The sequence below is a fragment of the Anaerotruncus sp. G3(2012) genome (assembly GCF_000403395.2).
Taxonomy (GTDB): domain Bacteria; phylum Bacillota; class Clostridia; order Oscillospirales; family Ruminococcaceae; genus Anaerotruncus.
The window spans coordinates 102,546-127,284 of sequence record NZ_KE159675.1; the positions used below are offsets into that span (position 1 = coordinate 102,546).

Below are 24,739 nucleotides of genomic sequence, written 5' to 3' on the forward strand. Positions count from 1 at the left end.
CCCACCTCCAGGCGCCCCTCCCGCACCGCTTTCAGCCAGGCGTGGATCGTCCCTTTCGGGATGCCCAGCTCCTTCGCCGCTTTGTCTCCGCCGATCTCTCTGGCCAGCTTTACGGCCTGTACCTTGTACTCTTTATCGTAGCTTCGAGCCATTGCCTTTCCTCCTTCTTCTTCTCTTTTTTCTACTCCCTTGAGGAAAAGGTGTCAACTTTTTTTATACCATATCATATGGCCCCTGGCAGTCTGTGTATGCCCGATTTGCTAAATGGCGGGACGATGGTACACTGGAAGCCATATTTCGCGCATTGTCCGCAGATGCGGATATGGAAAACCTGAGCCTGGACTCTACCTGCATCAAGGTTCACGAGAGTGCCAACGGAGGGGGAAAAAACGGCGGATAAGGCAGTTGGGCGGACCAGAGGTGGGTTGAACACAAAGCTGCACGCTATTGTGGATGGACTGGGGAATCCGGTTGAATTCATGCTGTCTGCAGGGAATGACCATGATTCAGTCCACGCTGTTGAACTGCTGGAAAAGGTAAAAATCAGCGGCAGCAATGTATTAGCAGACCGGGCTTATGGGGCAAAGACGATCCGAGCTTACATCTCGGAACAAGGAGCCAGCTATGTGATCCCACCGCAGAGCAATGTTTCTGAGCCATGGCCGGTAGACTGGTGCTTATATAAAGAGCGTCATTTGGTTGAATGCTTCTTCCAAAAGCTCAAATGGTTTCGCAGAATCGCCACCAGATATGACAAATTGGATGCGTCTTTTCTCGCTTTCGTTTACATTGCCGCTATCGCTATTTTGTTGATTTAGCTCAGCCTTCACTATTTTTCAAACAAGCCCTAGAAGATGCCGGGATTATATCAGAGCAGAAGAAAGGAACGAAGTTACCCAGGACTGTGAAGCAGGATAAGCTAGAGGAATTTTTGAATAGTCATGAGGATACAGGTAGTGCTGGCGGAGCCGCATCAAATCAGACGTTGGATTCATCTGCTATGCCGACCGATGTGGAGTCAACGCAGGATCAAAGCACGGAATCTCCTGATGAGATTTCAGATACCCAAGCGCAGCTTTCATCCGCTACTGTGCCTCGACCCACACGACTTAAATGTGACCACAGGAAGCTAATGGAGGAGACAAGCCCTAAAAACTATAGAGCAAAGTCCACTCGGTAATATTTACCACCAGTAGGTCAACGGTACTGGTGGCAATCAGTTCTACGCAATAAAACTTAGTGAGATGAAGGGGTAGGGATGTGATCCCTACCCCTCGTTGCTGCTGTCTCTCACAATGGAATGTAGCTGATCTATCATCACTGTATCAGCATAGTTGGCAACTTGGGAATTCTTCATGTATCCGCTGCAACTAAAGCTATGATTTGATTGGCTGTTTCATCGTCTGTATGTTCTTTCAGATGTGGCATGGCCGTCGAGAAGTTCTTTTTCTTCACCCCTGAGAGTTTCCTAATATCCGACCAATAGAAGGGCTTGCCTTGCGCTCTTAATCTCTGATATGCCCAAATGATCTTCCTGGCCCAGCTCTCGGGATAGGTCTCTGTGTATCGTTCAAAGATGGCCCTGCATCTTGGCATATTCTCCAGTTGATGCCCCAGCAAGCCCATCTCCCGATACACAAGTCTCTCTGATACTCGTTCGGGCCTACTGTTCTCGTTGGCCGTGCCATCATATACGCCTTGGACAACCTTTTCCAATATAGGGGCTGTGTCTGCATCCAACTGTACCCAGTCTACGGGGGCGGTATCTTTCATGTAGTGGCTGTCCTGCTCCTGCTGAATCTGTTCCGGTGTCAGAGTAGAGGACGTTAATTCCTCTGGCTCCATGCCGAGGAAAAAGGCGATTTGACATACCACTGAAAAATCAGACCTATTCCCCAGCAATACCCTCTGAATCTGGTACATACTCGCTATATTACATAGACCCATGCCTCCATAGAACACATTCAGATCATCGGCAAGCGTCTTCGTGTACCTGCTTCGGCCTGATGGCTTCAAATACTTCGTCCGGCTCAAACCGTCATACAGGATGGAACTGATAGGAATATCTTTGTTAAAATCTATTGGTGCGTCAAATACGGAGTCCAGGTAGCTTGCCAACCGGATCATCTGGGGTTCTTCCTCAAAGGCAACCTTGTTGTGGCCTATGCAATGTTCAGCAGGACAAAAAGTGAAGCTCTGCTCACTCTTCGCCGGAACACTGGATTCCACAAGCCTACACCTATGCTTCGTGCAGATGCCCATGTTTCGGATTTGATGTTTCCGATGCCAGTAGGTTTCACCGCATGTCTCCCTGTCCTCATTTACACACAGCGGACAGAACCGCAAGTAGTGTTCCCCCTCAGACCGAGGGAGAACACAGAACAGGTGGTGTGCATCGCAGTTATCATGCCCCAGCCGATACAGGGCAGTCTTCTTTTGCTCCAATGGGATGAAGCGGGCATACTGAGGATACATCGTATGTTCCAGTACCAGCTTGTCCAGGGGATACATCTTTGCAATACGCTCCATGGCCCCAGGATTGAGATTCCCGATAAACTCCTTACTGGGATTGTCAGACCGCTTGCAATATAGCTCCTGCATAGCTGATTTACTTGAAAAGAATCCAGAATGTACATAGTATCGACAGAGCCAGCTATACACCAATTCATCAGGATAGATGGCTGGGAAGTAGGAGATCATACCGCTACCTCCACCACGGGCAGATGATTCTTCAACAGCTCCACGATGTCCACACCCTCGCTCTTGGCCTGAGATACCAGAGCAGCAATCGTAAACTCTCCGTCCGTCTCCACATCAGTATCGACTTTGAGGATTGTAGTCCTTCGTTTGGTTTTCGAGGTCTGGCACTTCTGCCGAGGTTGGATGAACCCGTGCAGCATGGATAGCCGTTGTTGGTAGGCTTCGTTCAATGATTCCAGATTTAGGACCTCTCTGCCGTTGAGAATGGCGATCTCCTGTGCATCATGGATCAAGGACACCACCACCGAGATATTCCCGGATGTGTGTTCATAGAGCCATTCTGTAATGCCGTTGGTGATCTCCGGCCTCTGCCTCACATACTGGTAGGAATACAAGACTTTACAGAACGCCTTGAAATCCTCTCCATACTCCATCACATCATATTGCAGTCCTAATGACCTCCGGGCAAGCTGCATGGCCTGTTCAAAGAACACCGCACTCTCAGGAGTGCCGACCATACAAATTGAAATACCGCTGTTGTTGATAAGCTGGGTGAGCATCCCCACAAGGCTTTTGCCGTTCTTACTGTTACACACGTTTTGAATCTCGTCCACCACCAGCAACCCGATGTGGTTCAACGCTACCTGACTGACGCTGCCAATCAACATATCTGTGGTTGTCCTGGCCCGTAGTGCATTGGGATAATAGTTGCCGCCAATGACTTCATCGACCTTCCGAAGTATCTCCAATAGCAATCCTTTGACGGAGGAATCAAAGGGACACTGGACGCTGATGCAGGGGATGATTTTGGTGTGAGGATTTTCTACCTCAATAATTCGATTCTCGGTAATCAGCGTGATTGCCCTGCTGATAGCAGATGATTTACCGATACCGGATGCCCCAATGATCGTGAAGCTGTCGGAGCCGCCCATGATGCCACTGTACTCCTGCTGAACGATAGCCCTGTAATTCTGATTCCGCTGTTGTATTGCCAGTGTTGTACCCTTCTTCTGCAACGACCGCATCAAAGCAAGATAGAGCTTGCTATAGATTTCCAAGGACATCTGATTGGGAACGTACACCCGGTAGAGGTCAGAGAGTGCCATGAGCCGTACCGGAGCATCGGCATCGCAGATAGCAGTATCGTACTCCGGCAACACTTCCAGCGCAGACAACAGTTCATTCCCTGACTTCATGGTTGGCAGGATACGGATAACGTCTGAAAGATCACTCACGGTTCGTCCCCTCCTTCATGTAGTCACGGTGGTTCTTGGTCTGCTCCCGTTTGCGAGTGCTACGGATATTCTTCATGTGAACATCACCACGACCAGCACCACTACCCACGATGGCTTCAATATGCTGGGCCAGATTGATTTGAGCTTGCAGATTATCTCTGGCTGCACCCCTGGTAATGGCTCTTTGGCTCTCCTGTAGTTCCTGTACCGCAGTCAGGTCCTTACCCTCAAATCTGGATTCAATCACAGTGAACTCGGTGTATGTACCGTCCTCCAGCAGCCATACAGAGGTCACGTCTTCTGGATTGTAGGCCACGACCACATCACCGCCAGACAAGTATTGCTCGGTGTACCCCTCGCAGTAATACCGCAGCTTGTTCACCTTCAACCCTGACCGACTGAATCTCCCGGTAGTTCTCGGCAGCAATGTCAACATCAGCTCTCTTTTCCCAATTTCAATAAGGTTAGCCCCGATTTGGGATTTTCCCCAATTCCAGATTTGGGAAGCATAGGGCTTCACTTGGGCGGCGATCATATCCTCGGTGTAGGGGAAGTTCTCAATAATCCTCTGAGAATTGTAATAGATGATACAGTGGAGGATGATCTTCTCAAAGTCCATCATGGTCAGACAGGCATCCTTCCGGTAGTCGTGAGCACCACGCTCCTGATAGTCAGGCTCAACGACACCCTTGCCCTTCAAGTGCTTCTTGTAACTCTCCTGTACCAGATCGAAGAATTTCTCAATCAGCCCCTTCAACTCTGGACGATAGGAAGGGAGATTGACAACCTTAACCCCCAGCTCTGCAATCTGCTCAAAATTCTCGGATGTGTACTCACTTCCCATGTCGGTGATGAACGTAGCCGGAAGCATATCACAATCCCAGCCCTCACGATGAATAGAGATACCGAACCTACTACACCATGAAACCTTGTCCGATATGATATTGAGCATCAGCCCACGGAGACTATAGACACCACCTTCCCACGATAACGAGTACCCACAACACAAGCCACTATAGGCATCAATACAGGCTGTCAGGATTGGTCTACCCACCAGACTTCCAGTGTCATTGACAAGATAGATGTCACACACCGTAGCATCGAACATTCCAACGCCGACAGCAGGAGCAAACTCTTGTACTCCTTCACCAGTCAGAGGACGGTTGTTCCGTTGGTAGTTCTTCAATCCATCACGGGAGATATAGAAGTTCTGGAGGTTCCTGGTCTTACGATAGAAGTACCGGAACTGATAGTAGGACGGGTATTCCTCAGCGAGTACTCCCAGGGCATCACAATACTTCTCCTTGAGCATCATTGTGTAGGCAGTCATCAGAGATTGTTTCTTCGTGGTGTAGAAGAACTTATTTAAGGCCCATCGGATATTCTTCTCGCCCTGGGTCAACACTCGATCATCCTCCCGACGTTTGGGAGCAAGAGCAGTCACATCCATGTAGATCAGATACAGACAGAGATAGCCCCTGATGGTCTGTTTCGACACCCCATGTTCTTCTGCCGCAGAGCAGATCAACCGAGAGCGCATCCGATTATCCGCAACGAAGGACAGGATAGGAGCGATCATCGTGTACCTCTCGTACATGATTTTCCTCTGGTCGGCATCCAGATCATCAGCACCGACAACCGTAACCCCTATGACCGCCGACAACTCACCAGTGGTACACTCAGAGTAGGATTCCAGAGCATCCAGCCCTATCCACACGGGCATCGTCCTCTTGATGCAGTCAATGATAAGAACCCTGTCACCCTGCAATTCCAGAACCCGGATGATTGAATCACCAGACCTGAGCAGGTCATACTTCTTCATCAATGACCACCCCCCAATCCGTGACCCCATGCCTGAGCCAGTAGTCCCTTGAAGCGTCCAGCAGCTTTACCGTCAATGGCTTCATCAGGAACTTTCTAAACACGCACTCCCTGACCATCAGATCACCGTCCGCCTTGGTGCAAACGAAGTCCGAGGTGTACTCCCCAACCTCCAACCCATCCAGCAGCACATTACACCTGATTTCTTTGATTGCGTCCGATGCTTGCAGCAGGTCAGCGTAGGCGTACTGGATCGCGTCATACGTCCGGCACACCTCAGCGCACTTGCCCAGCACCCGCTTCTCACAGCGACCTTTGAAGTTCTTCTTCCTCATGTTGGTAGTCCTCCCCCTGTGGGAACACTCTGCACCAGTCCCCAAAAGCATCCCCCAAAAACGAAGTCAGCTCAATTTTGGGGAATTGGGGTTTGCGTTTTTGGGAAAGCGGAATCGCTCAAAGCCCCTGATAGCAAGGGTTTCAAGCCTATCATGATTTCCCCAAAAACACGATTTGGGAATATCACCATGTCGTAGGGCAATGTGATTTATTCTGTAAGGGGCAAAGTCGTTTATCCACCCCGGCCCTTGGGCCGGAAGCTCCTACTCCATGGTGATATAGCATAGAATGTTCCGAAAATCCTTGTATTAGGCAGGGAAAGGATAGTCCGGAGGACAAAAATAAGACCCCGCATCGTGAGATGCAAGGTCTTATTTTTCTATGTCGGAGGCTAAGTGTTATTGCCCTGAACAGGATAAATCACATTGCCCTACGACAAAAATGATCCATTTAGCGAGGGTTTTTGATTGCGGCCTGTGCAGCAGCCAGACGTGCGATCGGCACGCGGAACGGCGAGCAGGACACATAATCCAAACCAGTGTTATGGCAGAACTCGACAGTGCTCGGGTCGCCGCCATGCTCACCGCAGATGCCGAGGTGGATGTCCGGACGGGTTGCGCGGCCCAGTTTGGCAGCCATCTCGACCAGTTTGCCCACACCGGTCTGATCCAGTTTCGCGAACGGATCCGACTCGTAGATCTTCTTATCATAGTAAGCGCCGAGGAACTTGCCGGCATCGTCACGGCTGAAGCCGAAGGTCATCTGGGTGAGGTCGTTGGTACCGAAGCTGAAGAATTCAGCCTCTTTGGCGATCTCGTCCGCAGTCAGAGCGGCGCGCGGGATCTCGATCATGGTACCGACTTTATATTTCATGTCGCTCTTCGCGGCAGCGATCAGCTCGTCCGCGGTCTTGACGACAACGCTCTTGACATAAGCCAGCTCCTTGACCTCGCCGACCAGCGGGATCATGATCTCAGGAACCATCTTCCAGTCGGGATGTTTGGCCTGGACGTTGAGCGCAGCCTCGATGACCGCGCGGGTCTGCATGGCAGCGATCTCCGGATAGGTGACAGCCAGACGGCAGCCACGATGGCCCATCATCGGGTTGAACTCGTGCAGGCCGGCAATGATCGCATGGATGTCCGAAACGCTCTTGCCCATCGTCTTTGCGAGCGCGGCAATATCCTCCTCAGCGGTGGGGACGAACTCATGCAGCGGCGGATCAAGGAACCGGATGGTGACCGGGTTGCCCTGCATTGCCTCATAAATGCCCTCGAAGTCGCCTCTCTGCATCGGCAGCAGTTTTGCCAGTGCTGCCTCGCGCTGTTCAACAGTATCCGAGCAGATCATCTCGCGGATAGCTGCGATACGGTCGGTCTCGAAGAACATGTGCTCGGTACGGCAGAGGCCGATACCCTGTGCGCCAAAGCTCATTGCCTGCTGCGCATCCTTCGGGGTGTCGGCATTGGTGCGGACCTTGAGCTGACGATACTCGTCCGCCCAGCCCATCAGACGGCCAAAGTCGCCGCCGATCGAAGCCTCGACCGTCGGGATCGCCTCGCCGTAGATGTTGCCGGTCGAGCCATCGAGCGAGATATAGTCGCCCTCGTGGTAGGTCTTGCCGGCGAGGGTGAAGCACTTGTTTTCCTCATCCATTTTGATCTCGCCGCAGCCCGAGACACAGCATGTGCCCATGCCGCGCGCGACAACCGCCGCATGGGAGGTCATACCACCGCGGACGGTCAGGATGCCCTGCGAATAGTGCATACCTTCGATATCCTCCGGGGAGGTTTCAAGACGCACCAGAATGACCTTTTCGCCCTTCTGTGCCCACTCGGTCGCATCCTCAGCGGTAAAGACCACCTTACCACAGGCAGCACCCGGGGAGGCCGGCAGCGCGGAACCGATCGGTTTGGCGGCTTTGAGCGCTTTCGCGTCGAACTGCGGGTGCAGCAGCGCATCGAGCTGTTTCGGATCGATCATGCAGACTGCTTCCTTCTCGGAGATCATCCCTTCGTCCACGAGGTCACAGGCGATCTTCAGTGCAGCGGCAGCGGTACGCTTACCGTTACGGGTCTGGAGCATGAACAGCTTTCTGTCCTCAATGGTGAACTCCATGTCCTGCATGTCGCGGTAGTGGTTCTCGAGGCGGCCGCAGATCTCTACAAACTGGTTGTAGGCTTCCGGCATGACTTCGGCCAGCTGGTCGATCGTCTGCGGGGTGCGTACGCCCGCGACAACGTCCTCGCCCTGGGCGTTCATCAGGAACTCACCAAACAGCTTCTTCTCACCGGTTGCAGGGTTGCGGGTGAACGCAACGCCGGTACCCGAATTGTCGCCGGTGTTGCCGAAGACCATCATCTGGACGTTGACAGCAGTACCCCAGCTCGAGGGGATGTCGTTCATGCGGCGGTAGTAGATCGCACGGGGGTTGTCCCACGAGCGGAAGACCGCCATGATCGCGCCCATAAGCTGCTCTTTCGGGTCGGTCGGGAAGTCGACGCCCTTTTTCTCCTTATATTCAGCCTTGAACTGACGCGCCAGCTCCTTGAGGTCGTCGGCATCCAGCTCGGTGTCCATCTTGACGCCTTTTTTCTCTTTCATCTCGTCGATCAGCTTCTCGAAGTAAGCCTTGCCGACCTCCATGACAACGTCCGAATACATCTGGATGAACCGGCGATAGGAGTCATACGCAAAACGCGGGTTGTTGGTCTTTTTCGCCATGACTTCGACCACTTCATCATTCAGACCGAGGTTGAGGATGGTGTCCATCATGCCCGGCATCGAAGCGCGTGCGCCCGAACGGACCGAAACGAGCAGCGGGTTCTCGAGGTCGCCGAACTTCTTGCCGGCAATCTCTTCGAGTTTGGCGAGGTTGGCGTAGATTTCCGCCTGGATCTCTTCGTTGATCTTCTCACCATCAGCATAGTACTGGGTGCATGCCTCGGTTGTGACCGTGAACCCCTGCGGGACAGGCATTCCAAGACCTGTCATCTCCGCCAGGTTCGCACCCTTGCCTCCGAGCAGCTCACGCATCGAGCCGTTGCCCTCGGAGAACATGTAAACAAATTTTTTGCCCACTTTAATCTACCTCCATTACTTTAGATCACTCTGGTAGCATTGACCAAGCTATATTATAACAAACCCGCTGTGGTTTTTCCAGTGTTTTGCTAGGAAAAAGTGCATTATTTCCAAGAAAAAAACAAGAGATTTTTAGGGGATTTGCCCCCGCCATCCGGCAGGCCAGCGAAAAACTTCCGGCAGGCGGCAAAATTCCCGTCCAATCCCTTGCAAACCCGAAAAAAAATTGACATAATAGAAGACGCGAACGGTTCTTTGGGTTCGCGGTTATTTGCAGAAAAAAAGCCGGCGGCGAAACCGTCAGCATACAGGGGGGAAGTTCCATGGAACAACAGGACAGACGCAGGTTCGCGGTCATTCTCGCGGCAGGGGACGGGAAACGGATGGGGTCCGACCGTCCGAAGGTGCTCTGCGAGGTGCTCTTCAAGCCGATGCTCCGCTGGGTGGAGGATGCCTGCCGCGCAGCGGGCATTGACGAACTCTATATCATAGCAGGCGACCAACAGGACCTGCTTGAACAGGCCGTTTCCCCGGGCTGCCGTTTTTTCCGGCAGCCGGAGCGCCGCGGGACCGGCCATGCGGTGATGATGGCGTCCGAGGCGTTTGCACAGGGGGGCGACCTTCTGGTGCTCAACGGGGACGCGCCGTTCGTCTCGCCGCAGGCGATCAATGCGGCATATGCGGAACACCTGTCGCAGGGGTGCGCGGTGACGCTGATGACCGCAAAGCTGGAGGATCCGTCCGGCTACGGGCGGATCCTGCGGGGGGAGGATGGAAGGGTGCTCGCGATCGTCGAGCAGAAGGATGCCACCCCTGAACAGCTTCAGATAAAAGAGGTCAATCCGGGCGCTTATTGGTTCCGTACCGAATTCCTGCGGGATGCGCTGCCCCGCCTGACCTGTCAGAATGCGCAGGGGGAATACTACCTGACCGATACTGTCGGCCTCGCGTCTGCGGATGGGCTGCGGGTGGGCGGCTGCGCCGCGCCCGATCCGGACACCGCCCTCGGCGCGAACGACCGCCGCGCGCTTCAGCAGCTCAACGAGTGTGCGCGCCGGCGGATCATCCAACAGCATCTGGATAATGGAGTGGACATCCCGTTCAGCGACGGGATCGTGATCGGGCCGGAGGTTGAGATCGCGCATGATGCGGTGATCCTGCCCGGGACGATTTTGCGGGGCAAAACCCGGATCGGTGCACATGCGGTGATCGGGCCCAATTCGTATCTGGTCGATTCACAGGTCGGGGAAGGCTCCCACATCAATGCTTCCTACCTCACCGATTCAACGGTCGGGAGAGGCAGCTCGGTCGGGCCGTTCTCCCAGCTCCGCCCCAACTCCCACCTCGGCGACGGGGTCAAGCTGGGCGACTTTGTGGAGATCAAAAATTCGACGGTCGGCGATAAAACTTCGGTTGCGCACCTGACCTATATCGGCGACAGCGATGTGGGCGCCTACTGCAACTTCGGCTGCGGGGTGGTCACCGCCAACTATGACGGCAACCAAAAGTACCGCACCACGATTGGCGACCGGGCGTTCATCGGCTGCAATACCAACCTGGTCCCGCCGGTCACGGTCGGCGAGGGGGCGTATACCGCCGCGGGTACCACGATCGACGAGGATGTCCCGGCGGGCGCGCTCGCAATCGGGCGGGTGCATCAGCAGATCAAAGAGGGCTGGTCGGACGAGAAGATCGCTTTCAAAAAGGACGCCAAAAAGTAACTGTATACATAAAAATGAAAAGTTTCGTCCACCTTTTCAAAGGTGGCGGATTCCAAAGGCAGCGCCTTTGGCCGCGCTCCGAAGAGCGAGGAACACTTTATCCTGTGAAGCGTATTTTTCGGGTGAATTGCCGCCCGAAGGGTGGCAAGAGGGGGCTTTTTACAAGAGAAAAAGCCCCCTCCCAAAATAAACTGCAATGCATGCGGGGGAGATCCACCCCGCCTGCAGGGAGAATGAAAACCATGTTTGAAATGTTTAAGCGGCGGCAGCCCGCCCCCACCGGGCCGGTGGAATTTTTGATTGTCGGGCTGGGGAACCCCGGCAGGCAGTACGAGTGCACCCGCCACAACGCCGGGTTCCTTGCGCTCGACTGCCTTGCTGAAAAGCTCGGCGTAAAGGTCGACCGGATCAAATATAAATCCCTCTGCGGGGACGCGATGATTGGGGAGCATCGCGTCCTGCTGATGAAGCCTTCCACTTATATGAACCATTCGGGCGAAGCGGTGCGCGAGGCGATGCAGTTCCATAAAATCCCGATCGAGCGGGTGCTGGTCCTCTTCGACGACGTAAGCCTCGACGTGGGCAGGCTGCGCATCCGGCGCAAAGGCAGCGACGGCGGTCACAACGGCCTGAAAAGCATCCTCTATCTGACCGGGAAGGACACCTTCCCCCGTGTCAAGATGGGGGTCGGACAGAAGCCCCACCCCGACTATGACCTTGCCGACTGGGTGCTGGGGAAGTTCCGCAAGGAGGACACCGAGCTGCTGGACAAGATGTTCGATCATGCTGCCGAAGCCGCGCAGATGGTCGTCGAGGGGCAGATCGACCAGGCGATGAGCCGGTTTAACGGATGACTGATGAGGATAAAGATGAAGAGGAATATTTATGAACGGGTTTGAACAGCTGCTCTCGGGGATGCCCGAATTCCGGCAGATCAAAGCTGCGGTGGAGTCCCGGGACACCCCTGTGCTGGCGACCGGCCTTTCAGAGGTGCATAAGGCCCACCTGATCTATTCGCTCACCAGCCTGCTCGGAAAGCGCGGGCTGGTGGTCGCGTCCGACGAGGCGAACGCCATGCGCATCTGTGAGGACATCAACATCATGGCAGGGGAGCCGGTCGCGGCGTTCTATCCGTCCCGCGACCTGACCTTCCATGAGGTGACCGGCGTTTCCCACGAGTACGAGCACGCCCGGTTGAGTGTGCTCGGCCGGCTCTCCGCCGGAACCGCCCGGCTGGTGGTCGCATCGGCGCGCGCGGCGCTGCAATATACCATGCCTCCGGGGCTTCTGCGGGAAAAAACCCGCACCCTCAGAACCGGGGAGAGCTATCGGATGGAGGAGCTGCTCGCGTTTCTGGTGAGCGCAGGCTACACGCGGGCGGACCAGGTGGACGGGGTCTGCCAGTTTTCCCAGCGGGGAGGGATTCTCGACTTTTTCCCGCCGCATACCCCGGACCCGTTCCGGGTCGAGTTCTGGGGGGAGGAGATCGACACAATCTCAACCTTCAAGACCGACACCCAGCGGCGGGAGGATACGGTCAAACAGGTGGACATCCCGCCCGCTGCCGAGGTGGTCGCGGACAGTCCGTCCAGGCTGTGCCGCCTGCTGGAAACGGCGGCAAAATCCCTGCGGGGCACCCAGGGCAAACGCGCCAAGGAGAAGCTTGCACAGGAGATCGAAAAGCTCGAGGGGGGCGCGATGCCCGAATCGCTCGACCGCTGGCTGCCGCTGATCTATCCCGCGCCGGCGACCATCTTCGATTACCTGCCGGATGCGGTATTTTTCCTCTGCGATACCGGGAACTGCCGGGAGGTGCTGCGCAGCGCACAGGCCCAGAACAGCGAGGATATCAAGCTGCTGTTCGAGGAGGGCGTTCTCTTCAAAGGGTGCGACCGGTTCAACGAGGACTTTGTTGACTTGCAGCGCCATGCAGCCGAGGGATGTACGGTCCTGCTCGACACCTTTGTCCGGTCGGTCGGGGACATCCCGCTGCGCCAGCTTCTGAACATCAATGCGGTCCAGCTCTCCTCCTGGAGCGGGGAGTTTTCCGCCCTGCTCGAAGAGGTGCAGGCCTACACCGCCTCGGGCTATTGCATCGTGGTGTTTGCGGGGACGCCCCGCGCGGCGGCCACACTTGCCGAGGACCTGCAAAAACAGGGGATCAACGCGATCGAGTCGGAAAAGATCGGTGCATTTACCCCGCGGCTGGTCTATGTGGTGGGACGGAGCATGAGCGCGGGGGTCGAGTATCCCGACCTCAGGCTTGCGATCCTCTCGCAGGCCAAATCGGTCCGCCAGGGCATCAAAAAAAGGCCCCGCCACAAGGAGGGCAAGCAGCTCAAGGACATCAGCGACCTGACCCCCGGCGACCATGTGGTTCACATCGCACATGGGATCGGGGTGTTTGAGGGGATCGTCAAGCGGGAGATCCAGGGGGTCGTCAAGGACTATATCAAAATCCGTTATGCCGGGACCGACACCCTCTTTGTACCGGTCACCCAGCTCGATCTGGTGACCAAATATGTCGGGGTGCGGGAGGATGCGGCGGTCAGGCTCAGCAAGCTGAATTCGGTCGAGTGGCAGAAGACCCGCGCGCGGGTGAAAAAAGCGGTCGAGGATATGGCCAAGGAGCTGACCGAGCTTTACGCCAAACGGATGCAGGTCAAGGGGCACGCATTTTCCCCCGACACCGATTGGCAGAACGATTTCGAGCGCCGGTTCCCGTACGACGAGACCGACGACCAGCTCCGGTGCATTGAGGAGATCAAGGCGGACATGGAGCGGGAATCCCCGATGGACCGGCTGCTCTGCGGGGATGTGGGATTCGGCAAAACCGAGGTTGCTCTGCGCGCCGCGTTCAAATGCGTGATGGACGGCAAACAGTGCGCGCTGCTCTGCCCGACCACCATCCTCGCCTGGCAGCATTACCAGACCGTCCGCCGCCGGATGGAGGGGTTCCCAGTCAAGGTAGACCTGCTCTCCCGGTTCCGCACCGCGCGGGAGCAGAAGCAGGTGCTCGACGAGCTGCGCCGGGGGGAGACCGATATCATCATCGGCACCCACCGGCTGGTGCAGAACGACGTGAAGTTTAAAGACCTCGGGCTGTGCATCATCGACGAAGAGCAGCGGTTCGGGGTGCGGCACAAGGAAAAGTTCAAGGAGATGCGCGCCAATGTGGACGTGCTCAACCTGTCAGCAACCCCGATCCCGCGCACCCTCAACATGGCGATGAGCGGCATCCGGGATATGAGCATCCTCGAGGAGGCGCCGCAGGACCGCCACCCGGTACAGACCTATGTGGTGGAGCACGACTGGGGCCTGGTCACACAGGCGATCGAACGGGAGATACGCCGGGGCGGGCAGGTGTTCTATCTGCACAACCGGGTGGAGAGCATCGACAGCTGCGCCTATAAAATCCAGCAGCTTGTGCCGTCCGCGCGGATCGTCACCGCACATGGCAAAATGAACGAGGAACAGCTTTCGGCGGTCTGGCGGCAGCTGCTCGACTACGAAGTGGATATTCTGGTCTGCACCACCATCATCGAGACAGGGGTGGATGTCCCCAACTGCAACACGCTGATTATTGAGAACGCTGACCATATGGGGCTTTCCCAGCTCTACCAGCTGCGCGGCCGGGTGGGGCGTTCAAACCGGCGGGCGTTCGCCTATCTGACCTTCAAGCCCGACCGGGAACTTTCGGACATCGCGACCAAACGGTTGGCGGCAATCCGGGAGTTTACCTCGTTCGGTTCCGGCTTCCGGATCGCGATGCGTGACCTCGAAATCCGCGGCGCAGGCAATATCCTCGGTTCCCAGCAGCATGGGCATATGGAGGCGGTCGGCTATGACATGTACCTCAAGCTGCTTTCGGATGCGGTCGCCGAACAGCGGGGGGAAGCCCCCACCCATGCCGCCACCGAATGTATGGTGGATGTGCGGGTGGGCGCGCATATCCCCGAGGAATATATCGACAACCTCGCCCAGCGGATCGACATCTATAAGAAGATCGCGGGCATCCAGACTGAGGAGGATGCGCTCGACCTGATCGACGAGCTGATCGACCGGTTTGGGGAACCTCCCGAGGCGGTCAAGGGGCTGGTGGATGTCGCGTTGGTGCGCAATACCGCTTCGCTCATGGGCATCCGCGAGATTTCCCAGCGCGGGGACGCGGTGCTGCTCTACCCCGAGGTGATGGATATGCAGCGTGCGGGAGCGCTCGCGGTCAAGCTGCGCGGCCGGGTGATGGTCAGCGCAGGCGCGAAACCGTATATCACGGTCAAAATCCCGCCGGGGTCGGAACCGCTCGACACCATCCGGGAAGCGCTCGCCGCGATGGACGAAGCTTAGAACCTGTTTGGTATCTTTGGCAAGGAGGCTTTTTCTCTTGCAAAAGCCCCCTCTTGCCGCCCTTTAGGCGGCAATTCACCCGAAAAAAGCGCTTCACAGGCTAAGGCGTTCCGCTCGCTGCGGCGAGCGGCGGGGGCTCTGCCCCTCGACCCCGCCACCTTTGAAAAGGTGGACGAAACTTTTGGTTATGAGAGAAAAGAAATTCTCCCAGCTTGCCGGGGTGGGGCCTACGGGGAGGGGTCACTGACCCCTAACCCGTAAGACAGCCCGCAGGGGCGTCGCGGCGTATGCCGCGCTTCGGCGTTAGCCGAGAAGCCCCGAGGAAGGCGCTTTGCGCCTGGAAGTCTGGTCTGGGGCCAGACTTCCTCTGTCTCACTGCCCCTCGACCCCGCCACCTTTGAAAAGGTGGACGAAACTTTTAGTTTCGATTTTTCAAACAGCTCCTAGATACTGTTCTGTATTCATAGGCGGCTCTCTGCGCCCATTCAGGCACAGACTTGAAAAGAATTATTCCGATTCTTTTCAGATGCTCCGATTATAAAATTCATACAAAATGCCAAAAATACTGGAAGAGGAGTCCGGAAATCATGGAAACCCCTTGCAAAAAAACAGCGTATGGATTAAAATAGCAGATAGATTGATGTGAAATTAACAAAGGCAGTCCGAGGCCGGTTTTTACCGTCCCGGGCTGCAACGAAAGGATGGCAGAAAATGACCTCATACAACAAAAAATCCGTGGACGACATTCAGATTGCCGGGAAAAAGGTGCTCGTGCGGTGTGACTTCAACGTTCCGCTGAAAAATGGCGTCATCACCGATGAAAACCGGATCGTGGCCGCGCTCCCGACCATCAAAAAGCTGATGGCGGACGGCGGGCGTGTGATCCTCTGCTCGCACATGGGCAAGCCCAAGGGAGAGCCGAAACCCGAGCTTTCGCTTGCACCGGTGGCCAAACGGCTCTCCGAGCTGCTTGGCAAAGAGGTTGTCTTCGCTGCGGATGACAATGTGGTCGGCGAGAACGCCAAAGCCGCGGCAGCAGCTCTGAAAGACGGCGACGTTATGCTTCTCCAGAACACCCGTTACCGTGTCGAGGAGACCAAGAACGGCGAAGCGCTCAGCAAGGAGCTGGCAGAGCTCTGCGAGGGGCAGGTTTTTGTCAACGATGCATTCGGCGCGGCCCATCGTGCACACTGCTCGACAGTCGGCGTGGCTTCGTTCGTTAAAGAGGCGGCGGTCGGCTATCTGATGGGCAAAGAGCTCCAGTATCTGGGCAATGCGGTTGAGAACCCGGTCCGCCCGTTTGTGACCATCCTCGGCGGTGCCAAGGTTGCGGATAAACTCAATGTCATCGAAAACCTGCTCAACAAGGCCGACACCCTGATTATCGGCGGCGGCATGGCGTATACCTTCCTCGCGGCGAAAGGGTACGGCACCGGCACCTCGCTGCTCGATGCCGAAAAGATCGGTTACTGCAAGGAGATGCTTGCGAAGGCGGAGGAGAAGGGCGTCAAGATTCTGCTGCCGGTCGACTGCGTGATCGCGGACGCGTTCCCCAACCCGATCGACGCGGAAATCGCAATCGAGACGGTCGCGGCCGACCAGATCCCCGACGGCAAGATGGGGCTTGACATCGGTGAAAAGACCCGCGCCCTGTTTGCCGAGGCGGTCAAATCGGCAAAGACGGTCGTCTGGAACGGGCCGATGGGCGTATTCGAGAACCCGCAGCTCGCGAAAGGAACGATTGCGGTGGCGGAGGCGCTCGCCGAGACCGAAGCAACCACCATTATCGGCGGCGGTGATTCGGCGGCAGCGGTCAATATCCTCGGCTTCGGCTCCAAAATGACCCATATCTCGACCGGCGGCGGTGCATCGCTCGAGTTCCTTGAGGGCAAGGTCCTTCCGGGGATTGCCTGCGTAAACGACAAATAAAAGTTCGCGCATCTGTCTCTGCGGGGCGCCGTTTTTCGGACGACGCCTGCGCGGAGGGAGGGGAAGCCGCTGTCCGGCAGAACGGGCGGCTTTCCCCTTTTGTCGTGAAAGATACCATATAATCATCAAAGTTAAAGGAGTGTCAGACGATGAATAAAGCACTGCGCAAAGCGGTAATCGCTGGGAACTGGAAGATGAACAAAAACCGTTCGGAAGCGGCGGCACTGATTAAAGAGCTGGGGCCGCTGGTCAAGGATGCGGATTGCGAGGTCGCGGTATGCGTCCCGTTCATTGATCTCGAAACCGCGCTTGCGGTTACTGCTTCGGATGCGGCAAATGTGAAGGTCGGCGCTGAAAACTGTCATTGGGCGGTATCGGGCGCATTCACTGGTGAAGTCGCGGCCCCGATGCTTGCCGAGATGGGGGTCTATTATGTGGTCATCGGGCACAGCGAGCGCCGCCAGTATTTTGGCGAGACCGATCAGACGGTCAACCAGCGGGTGCGTGCGGCGCTCGATGCGGGCCTGCATGTGATCCTTTGCGTGGGCGAGCTGGAAGCGCAGCGGGAATACGGCATCACCGAGGAGATTGTTGGGATGCAGACCAAGGTTGCGCTGCATGGCGTTTCGGCAGACGAGCTGAAACGGATCATCATTGCGTATGAGCCGGTCTGGGCGATCGGCACCGGCAAGACCGCCACCGCCGAGCAGGCGAACGAGGTCTGCTGCTATATCCGTTCGGTCGTTGCCAAGCTTTATGGCAATGCGGCTGCGGACGGTCTGACCATCCAGTATGGCGGCTCGATGAATGCGAAGAATGCGGCCGAACTGCTGGCACAGCCGGATGTAGACGGCGGGCTGATCGGTGGCGCATCGCTGAAAGCCGCGGATTTTGCCGAGATTGTAAAAGCGGCATCCAAATAACCGGCTGCAAAAGAGGGAGGCAACCATGAAAAAACCTTTGGCATTGATTATCCTTGATGGCTTCGGACACAACCCGCTGGAGTATGGCAATGCGATCGCGGCGGCGCATAAGCCGAACCTTGACAGGCTCTTCAGGGAAAATCCCCATACGCTGATCGGCGCATCGGGGATGGATGTCGGTCTGCCTGATGGGCAGATGGGAAATTCGGAGGTCGGACACACTAATATTGGTGCAGGCCGGGTGGTCTACCAGGAGCTGACCCGGATCACCAAGTCGATCGAGGATGGGGACTTTTTCGAAAATCCCGCGCTCAGAGGCGCGATGGACAACTGTGTCAAAAACGGTTCGTCGCTGCATCTGCTCGGGCTCTGCTCGGATGGCGGGGTACACAGCCATAACCGGCATCTTTACGGCCTGCTCGAGATGGCAAAGCGATGCGGGGTGCATAAGGTTTATGTGCACTGCTTTATGGACGGGCGGGATGTGCCGCCGACCAGCGGGCGCGATTACGTCGAGGAGCTGGAAACCGAGATGAACCGGTTGGGCGTCGGGCAGATCGCCACGGTGATGGGCCGTTATTACGCGATGGACCGGGACAACCGCTGGGAGCGTGTTTCGCGCGCCTATGATGCGATTGTCCACGGCAGAGGGAACTTTAACGCTTCGGCGGTCGATGCGATGGAAAAATCCTACGGCTCCGAGACGACCGATGAGTTTGTCGAGCCGACTGTCTGCCTGAAAGGGGCGGAGGTCCGCAGCGGGGATTCTATCATCTTCTTCAACTTCCGGCCCGACCGCGCCCGGGAGCTGACCCGCACCTTTGTGGACCCTGATTTTACCGGCTTTGAGCGGGAGGGCGGACGCAGGGAGACTTATTTTGTCTGCATGACCCAGTATGACGCGACGATGCCAAATGTGCAGGTTGCGTTCAAGCCGGAGAGCCTGACCAATACGTTTGGAGAGTATATCGCGGACAACGGCCTGACCCAGCTCCGGATCGCCGAGACCGAAAAGTACGCACATGTGACCTTCTTCTTCAATGGCGGCGTCGAGGCCCCCTACCAGAACGAGGACCGCGCGCTGATCCCATCCCCGAAGGTCGCGACCTATGACCTCCAACCCGAGATGAGCGCATATCTCGTGACCGATGAGGTGGTCAAGCGGATCGAGAGCGGAAACTACGACGTGATCATCCTCAACTATGCCAACTGCGACATGGTCGGGCACACCGGCGTGTTCGAGGCGGCGCAGAAGGCGGTCGAGGCGGTGGATACCTGCCTTGGGCGGACGGTCGATGCGATCCTGAAGATGGGCGGGTCGGCGTTGATTACCGCCGACCACGGCAATGCCGACCAGATGTACGAGCGGGACGGCTCGCCGTTCACCGCACATACCACCAACCCGGTGCCGCTGATCGTCGTCGGGCAGGGGAACTGTGAGCTGCGCGAGGGTGGCCGTCTGGCTGACCTCGCTCCCACCATGCTGAAAATACTCGGCCTGCCCCAGCCCGCCGAGATGACCGGCGAATCCATCATCCTATAATACAGCAAAAAATCAGAAAACCGCCGGACAGGATTTCCTGTCCGGCGGTTTTCTGCATCTGGCGATGGAACGGGGCTTCAATATCCTATCGCACCTTTTACAACCCACTATGCGGTCATTTATATGCAGCAAAAGCAGCGGCCTCTTTTACCCATGCGATCAGTTCACCGTCGATCTCCTCTGCCTTGGAGATCAACAGATGATGGGTCCAGCGGTTGGGATAGGGTTCTGTTGCAACGTCAATCCGGGGAGACTCCACCTTACGATCCAGCCCAAAAGTTATGACCAGATAAGGATTGGGACAGTCCTTTTTCTTGCGCACGCGCGCGAATGACACACATGCAAACAGATGCCTGTTCACAAAGGCGATCTGCGTTTTCTGGACTTTGACTGTTACCCCCTCCAGTTCGGCAAAGATGCGCCTTTCAAACTGTTCGTAGAGTGGAAGCGCTGCCGGCATCTGGTTAAAGAAATGCAAGATAGCTTCATCCATCCGTATGTCCCCTTTGCACATCAAAAATCAGGAGTAAAACCGGCGCGAACTGAAAAAAGGGCGGTGTGCTGTGTCCCGTTTCATTGAGCGGAGCTGATGAGCTGTTCCATCATCCGGTGGCCTTCGGGCAGATACAGGCCAGTCGCCTGTGCAAGCGCCTCGGTATAGCGTTCGGTGGGCAGCTCGCCCGCGCAGTCACTGCGGTAGAGCACAAACGGGACCGGCTCGGAAGTATGGGTACGGATCGACAACGGCGTCGGGTGGTCGGGCATCAGCAGGATCGAAAACGGCTCGCCCATCTCCCGCAGGGCGGGGAGGATGACACCGAGGATGTCGCTGTCGATCAGCTCGATCGACTTGACCTTGTTTTCGATCTCATGGCGGTGTCCGCATTCGTCAGGGGCCTCCACGTGGATATAAACGAAGTCACAGCCGCTGCGCAGCAGCTCGAGTGCGGCGTCTGCCTTGCCTCGAAAGTTGGTGTCCACGTTCCCGGTGGCACCTTCCACATCGACCGATTTCAGCCCGGCACAGATGCCGATGCCTTTTATCAGGTCAACCGCCGAGATCACACCGCCGCGTACCCCGAATTTTTCCTGGAAGGGGGAAAGCGCAGGTTTGGTACCCTCGCCCCAGAACCAACAGGAGGTAGCAGGATTTTTCCCGGCGGCAATCCGCGCCTGATTGATCGGGTGGTTGCGCAGCAGCTCACGCGAACGCTTCATCAGGGAGAGCAGCATGTCCCCATAGATGCCGGAAGGCAGGTGTTCCCGGATCGGCTTGAGAGAGATGTCATGCGGCGGGGTGCAGATGCTCCCGGTTTTGGCGTCGCGCAGAACCAGACAGTGCCGGTAGCTGATTCCCGGATAGAGGTTGCGGTTCTCGGTGTGGAACTGCTCGTTCAGATAGTTGATCAGCTCGGTGGACTCTGCGGTGGAAATCTCCCCCGCGGAGTAATCGACCATCGTGCAGTCCTCGTAGTTTTCCTCGTCCGAAAGGGTGACCAGGTTGCACCGGAAGGTTACATCACCCGCTCCGAGGTCGATCCCCATGCTGACTGCCTCAAGCGGGGAACGGCCGCTGTAATAAATTTTGGGATCATAGCCCATCGCCGAAAGGTTGGCGGTGTCCGATCCCGGCGGCATCCCCTCAGGGACCGTTTTAGCCATCCCGACTTTCCCGTTTTGGGCAAGAAAATCCATATTCGGTTTGACCGCCGCTTCCAGCGGGGTCCGGTTGCCAAGCTCCGGAACAGGGTAATCTGCCATCCCGTCACCCAGCATCACAATATATTTCATGGTATGTCGCTCCTTTTAGAAGAAATCATTTAGCGGGGGCTCTGCCCCTCGACCCCGCCACCTTTGAAAAGGTGGACGAAACTTTTGAAGAAAGAACAGAAAAAAAGCGCACCTTGCCCCGCCAGAGTGGGGCCTGCGGGGAGGGGTCTCTGACCCCTAACCCGCAAGACAGCCCGCAGGGGCGTCGCGCGAAGCGCGCTTCGGGCCGTACAGGGCCGAGAAGCCCCGAGGAGGGCGCTTTGCGCCCGGAAGGCTGGTCAGGAGCCAGACTTCCGCTGTCTCAATCCCCGCCACCTTTGAAAAGGTGGACGAAACTTTTGAAGAAAGAACAGGAAAAAAGCACACCTTGCGCCCGAAAATTTGCTCTGGCGTCAAACTTTTGGCTGTTCCTTTAGAGCAGCCAATCGGAGACAGCCTGCTTCATCTCCGCCGGCTGGATCACGCGGGTAAACCGTTCGGTTTTCTGCCGCAGTCCGGCAAGCGCGGCAGGTGCATGCATCTCGGATTTATCCTCAAGCTGCCCAAGCAACTCGAATTCGTCCCCCTGCGGCTGGGTCCCGAACGCGGCAGGCAGGACGCTCCCCGCAAATTTGAACGGGCTGGCAGTGGACGCGATCACCGTAGGAGTGAGGTCACCAGTTTTCTCCCGGTAGTTATGATAGACCTCCACCGCGACTGCTGTGTGCGTATCGCATAGGTAGCCTTTCTCGCGGTAGATACGCCCGATGCAGGCAGCGGTCTGCGCATCATCCGCGCACCCTGCTGAAAATTCTGCCTGCAACCGCTCAAGCAGCTCATTTTCCACCGTGTATTTCCCGGTAGTGGAAAGCTGCTCCATATAGCCCCGGACTTTTACATCATCCCGCCCGCAGAGCAGGTAGAGCAGCCGCTCCAGATTGGACGAGATCAAAATATCCATCGAGGGGGAGCTGGTCAGATAGAAGGCCCTGTTGCGGTCATAGGTGCCAGTGGTGATGAAATCGGTCAGGACGTTGTTCTGATTGGAAGCGCAGATCAAACGGGAGACCGGAAGCCCACACTGTTTGGCAAAATAGGCGGCAAGGATGTTCCCAAAGTTTCCGGTCGGCACCACAATGTTGATCGGGTCGCCCAGATTGATCTTCCCACTGTTGACCTGGGAGATATATGCAGTGAAATAGTAGGCAATCTGCGGGGCAAGTCTTCCCCAGTTGATCGAGTTTGCGGACGAAAGCAGATAGCCCCGCTCGGCCAGCTCTTGCGCGAACACCTGATCGGTGAAAATCCGTTTGACCCCGTTCTGGGCGTCGTCAAAGTTGCCCTTTGCTGCAAACACCATGACGTTGCCACCCTCCTGGGTGGTCATCTGGAGCCTCTGGATATTGCTTGTCCCGCCGTCCGGATAAAAAACGCAGATGCGGGTACCCGGTACATCCGCAAACCCTTCAAGCGCGGCCTTTCCGGTGTCACCCGAGGTCGCCACAAGGATAACAACCGTCTTGTTCTCACCAGTCTTTTTGAGCGAAGCAGTCAACAGATAGGGTAGAAGCTGAAGTGCGAAATCCTTGAATGCGCAGGTCGGGCCGTGGAACAGTTCCAGAATGGCAGCCTGCTCGTCAAGCTGGACGACTGGCGCCACTTCCCGAGGCGGGAATTTAGCGGGCGCATACGCCTTGCCGATGTATTCGCGCAGCTCTTCCTTGGTGAAATCGGTCAGAAACCGGGAGAGTACCTCGGTGGCGCACCCCACATAATCCTGTTTGGACATCGCCTCAATGTCAGAACGTGTAAACTGCGGCAAGCTCTCGGGCAGGAACAGCCCTCCGTCGGGAGAAAGCCCCGAGACAATCGCCTGTGCCGCGCTCACCCGACAGGCGTTGTCACGTGTGCTGATATAGTCCATCTTGCAAAACTCCTTTTCAAAAACTGTGCGTGAACAGCGTACAGTTGTATTTGCCAACTACATCATAACACAATTTCAGCCGCCCCACAACAGAAATTTTCAAGCCGGTTTCAGGAGATTTGGATGGGGACCCCATTTACCTCGACCTCTTCATCCGCCCGGATCAGGATATATTTTTTTCCGTCGATGACTCGGGTTTCGATCAGGTCACTCCGCTGTGGATTTACGCGAATGGTGACATCTGGCGTGCGCAGTTCAAACTGCTTGACATCCATCAGATTGCCTGGGCAGAATTCCGCATCTTCACCGAATTCAGCCGCACATTGCCCTTCAAATGCCTGTGTATGTTCCTCCGAAATCCCGCAGGATTGGAGGATTGTCTTGACCTCCTGCCGGGAGACAACCAGCGGTTCAGGCTCCTTGTTTGCCTTGTGTTCCTCGATCAGATCGCTGAATTTTCCATGTACGGCCTGTACAACCTCAAGGCGGCATTCGGCTTCAAGTGCCTCCTCAAGGATTGTTTGGAACGTTTCCTTCTGCGCTTGTGCGGGCATCGGCAGTTCGCTTTGAAATACCGCAGAGACGAAGTCCTGGTGGTTTTCCCCCGCATCGCGGGTATAGTAGAGCGCGTTGTAAAGGTTCGCACTCCGATCGTCAAAGGCCGGGAAGAGGAAGCCCAGCTCGGGGGCAGCAACCAACCAGTCGATCCGGCAGTTTCGCAGGGTGTTTTCAGAGAGATAATAGCTGAGCGCGGGCTTGGTCTCTTTGACCGGGCATATCGCACACAGAATATAGGAAAACACTTCGGAAGAGGCGTCATCCTGCCGCTCTCCGTCGGATGACCGGTAGGGAACATCGTATGTATCATACGCCAGCAGGATGAGGTAGTTCCCCTCCAATACGTTGCTTTGGATTACCCGTTGGAAAAATGCCTGCATTGATTCGGGATCTTTGAGGGACGAGCTGCGCAGCGCCATCAACAGACGGTGTTCGTCGCTGTCTACCACCTGTTGGGTGGTGAAGGTGATGTCGAGCAGGTTTTTACCCAATGCGCCAGACAATGCCCGTTTGAGGGTCGTGAGCAGCTTTTCTGCTTCCTCTTCGGGCATCAGGGAGAGCGGTTGATCGAATTGGGATACAATTTCCTGCTTTTCGTTGACATAACATCCGCAGACGTGGGTAATGTTGTTTTTTTCCGGCTTGAGGCGGCGTCGGAGTTCGGCGATCTCTTTTTCGTTCATTTTTGATTCTCCTTTGTTTTGGTGTCGGGAAAAGAACTGGAAAACAATTTAAAAGTTTTACTCGATTTTTTTCAAAAAATCGCGGGGTCGAGGGGCAGTGAGGCCCCGGAAGTTTGGATTCCAGCCCAAACTTCCGGGGCGCAAGCGCCCTTCTTCGGGGGACTTCTCGGGCTTTCAGCCCGAAGCGCG

General features: G+C 56.1%; 16 protein-coding genes. 7 read left to right on the plus strand and 9 right to left on the minus strand.

What is annotated here, in order from left to right:
- Window positions 1–368 precede the first annotated feature (368 nt).
- Complete coding sequence (locus C814_RS15845; protein WP_016316387.1) at window positions 369–818, plus strand: IS5 family transposase; 450 nt, start codon at window positions 369–371, stop codon at window positions 816–818.
- A 535-nt stretch (window positions 819–1,353) separates the two neighbouring features.
- Here C814_RS15845 and C814_RS15850 read toward each other — a convergent pair.
- The 5 genes from C814_RS15850 to ppdK form a co-directional block, all read right to left on the minus strand.
- A complete protein-coding gene (locus tag C814_RS15850) occupies window positions 1,354–2,700 on the minus strand; it encodes a TniQ family protein (RefSeq protein ID WP_016316389.1) in 1,347 nt (448 codons plus the stop codon).
- The gene (locus C814_RS15855) at window positions 2,697–3,935 is read right to left on the minus strand and encodes a TniB family NTP-binding protein (RefSeq protein WP_016316390.1); all 1,239 of its coding nucleotides are present in this window, start codon (window positions 3,933–3,935) and stop codon (window positions 2,697–2,699) included. The genes C814_RS15850 and C814_RS15855 overlap by 4 nt, the downstream gene beginning before the upstream one ends.
- Window positions 3,928–5,757 carry a Mu transposase C-terminal domain-containing protein gene (locus tag C814_RS15860; protein ID WP_016316391.1) on the minus strand — a complete coding sequence of 610 codons (1,830 nt, stop codon included), beginning with the start codon at window positions 5,755–5,757 and terminating at the stop codon, window positions 3,928–3,930. The genes C814_RS15855 and C814_RS15860 overlap by 8 nt, the downstream gene beginning before the upstream one ends.
- A complete protein-coding gene (locus C814_RS15865; RefSeq protein ID WP_016316392.1) occupies window positions 5,744–6,091 on the minus strand; it encodes a hypothetical protein in 348 nt (115 codons plus the stop codon). Before C814_RS15865 ends, C814_RS15860 begins: the two co-directional genes overlap by 14 nt.
- A gap of 451 nt (window positions 6,092–6,542) precedes the next feature.
- The gene (gene ppdK / locus C814_RS15870) at window positions 6,543–9,173 is read right to left on the minus strand and encodes a pyruvate, phosphate dikinase (protein WP_016316393.1); all 2,631 of its coding nucleotides are present in this window, start codon (window positions 9,171–9,173) and stop codon (window positions 6,543–6,545) included.
- A gap of 323 nt (window positions 9,174–9,496) precedes the next feature.
- Between ppdK and glmU the strand changes: the two genes are divergently transcribed.
- The 6 genes from glmU to gpmI all read left to right on the plus strand — a co-directional run bounded on the left by glmU (window position 9,497) and on the right by gpmI (window position 19,636).
- A complete protein-coding gene (gene glmU, locus C814_RS15875) occupies window positions 9,497–10,894 on the plus strand; it encodes a bifunctional UDP-N-acetylglucosamine diphosphorylase/glucosamine-1-phosphate N-acetyltransferase GlmU (RefSeq protein WP_016316394.1) in 1,398 nt (465 codons plus the stop codon).
- Window positions 10,895–11,136: 242 nt separating this feature from the next.
- The gene (gene pth, locus C814_RS15880; RefSeq protein WP_016316395.1) at window positions 11,137–11,748 is read left to right on the plus strand and encodes an aminoacyl-tRNA hydrolase; all 612 of its coding nucleotides are present in this window, start codon (window positions 11,137–11,139) and stop codon (window positions 11,746–11,748) included.
- Window positions 11,749–11,779: 31 nt separating this feature from the next.
- Entirely contained in the window at window positions 11,780–15,241 is a 3,462-nt protein-coding gene (gene mfd / locus C814_RS15885) for a transcription-repair coupling factor (protein WP_016316396.1), read from the plus strand.
- Window positions 15,242–15,952: 711 nt separating this feature from the next.
- Complete coding sequence (gene pgk, locus C814_RS15890) at window positions 15,953–17,170, plus strand: phosphoglycerate kinase (protein ID WP_016316397.1); 1,218 nt, start codon at window positions 15,953–15,955, stop codon at window positions 17,168–17,170.
- Between the two features lie 149 nt (window positions 17,171–17,319).
- Window positions 17,320–18,093, plus strand: coding sequence for a triose-phosphate isomerase (gene tpiA, locus C814_RS15895; protein WP_016316398.1), 774 nt, complete (start codon window positions 17,320–17,322; stop codon window positions 18,091–18,093).
- Window positions 18,094–18,118: 25 nt separating this feature from the next.
- On the plus strand, window positions 18,119–19,636 hold the full coding sequence (gene gpmI / locus C814_RS15900; protein WP_016316399.1) for a 2,3-bisphosphoglycerate-independent phosphoglycerate mutase: 1,518 nt from the start codon (window positions 18,119–18,121) through the stop codon (window positions 19,634–19,636).
- Window positions 19,637–19,751: 115 nt separating this feature from the next.
- Here gpmI and C814_RS15905 read toward each other — a convergent pair whose 3' ends face one another.
- From C814_RS15905 to C814_RS15920, 4 genes are all read right to left on the minus strand, one after another.
- Complete coding sequence (locus tag C814_RS15905) at window positions 19,752–20,129, minus strand: DUF5655 domain-containing protein (protein ID WP_016316400.1); 378 nt, start codon at window positions 20,127–20,129, stop codon at window positions 19,752–19,754.
- 80 nt (window positions 20,130–20,209) lie between these two features.
- A complete protein-coding gene (locus C814_RS15910; protein ID WP_016316401.1) occupies window positions 20,210–21,427 on the minus strand; it encodes a cofactor-independent phosphoglycerate mutase in 1,218 nt (405 codons plus the stop codon).
- A 391-nt stretch (window positions 21,428–21,818) separates the two neighbouring features.
- Window positions 21,819–23,309, minus strand: coding sequence for a threonine synthase (gene thrC / locus C814_RS15915; protein ID WP_016316402.1), 1,491 nt, complete (start codon window positions 23,307–23,309; stop codon window positions 21,819–21,821).
- A 110-nt stretch (window positions 23,310–23,419) separates the two neighbouring features.
- Window positions 23,420–24,550, minus strand: a complete 1,131-nt coding sequence (locus C814_RS15920) for a DUF4317 domain-containing protein (protein ID WP_016316404.1) — start codon at window positions 24,548–24,550, stop codon at window positions 23,420–23,422.
- Between the last annotated feature and the right edge of the window lie 189 nt (window positions 24,551–24,739).

Coding starts and splice junctions, on each gene's coding strand:
- C814_RS15850 (WP_016316389.1), bottom strand. CDS start 2,700: ATGATCTCCTACTTCCCAGCCATCTATCCTGATGAATTGGTGTATAGC.
- C814_RS15860 (WP_016316391.1), bottom strand. CDS start 5,757: ATGAAGAAGTATGACCTGCTCAGGTCTGGTGATTCAATCATCCGGGTT.
- C814_RS15865 (WP_016316392.1), bottom strand. CDS start 6,091: ATGAGGAAGAAGAACTTCAAAGGTCGCTGTGAGAAGCGGGTGCTGGGC.
- glmU (WP_016316394.1), top strand. CDS start 9,497: ATGGAACAACAGGACAGACGCAGGTTCGCGGTCATTCTCGCGGCAGGG.
- pth (WP_016316395.1), top strand. CDS start 11,137: ATGTTTGAAATGTTTAAGCGGCGGCAGCCCGCCCCCACCGGGCCGGTG.
- mfd (WP_016316396.1), top strand. CDS start 11,780: ATGAACGGGTTTGAACAGCTGCTCTCGGGGATGCCCGAATTCCGGCAG.
- pgk (WP_016316397.1), top strand. CDS start 15,953: ATGACCTCATACAACAAAAAATCCGTGGACGACATTCAGATTGCCGGG.
- tpiA (WP_016316398.1), top strand. CDS start 17,320: ATGAATAAAGCACTGCGCAAAGCGGTAATCGCTGGGAACTGGAAGATG.
- gpmI (WP_016316399.1), top strand. CDS start 18,119: ATGAAAAAACCTTTGGCATTGATTATCCTTGATGGCTTCGGACACAAC.
- C814_RS15905 (WP_016316400.1), bottom strand. CDS start 20,129: ATGGATGAAGCTATCTTGCATTTCTTTAACCAGATGCCGGCAGCGCTT.
- C814_RS15910 (WP_016316401.1), bottom strand. CDS start 21,427: ATGAAATATATTGTGATGCTGGGTGACGGGATGGCAGATTACCCTGTT.
- thrC (WP_016316402.1), bottom strand. CDS start 23,309: ATGGACTATATCAGCACACGTGACAACGCCTGTCGGGTGAGCGCGGCA.
- C814_RS15920 (WP_016316404.1), bottom strand. CDS start 24,550: ATGAACGAAAAAGAGATCGCCGAACTCCGACGCCGCCTCAAGCCGGAA.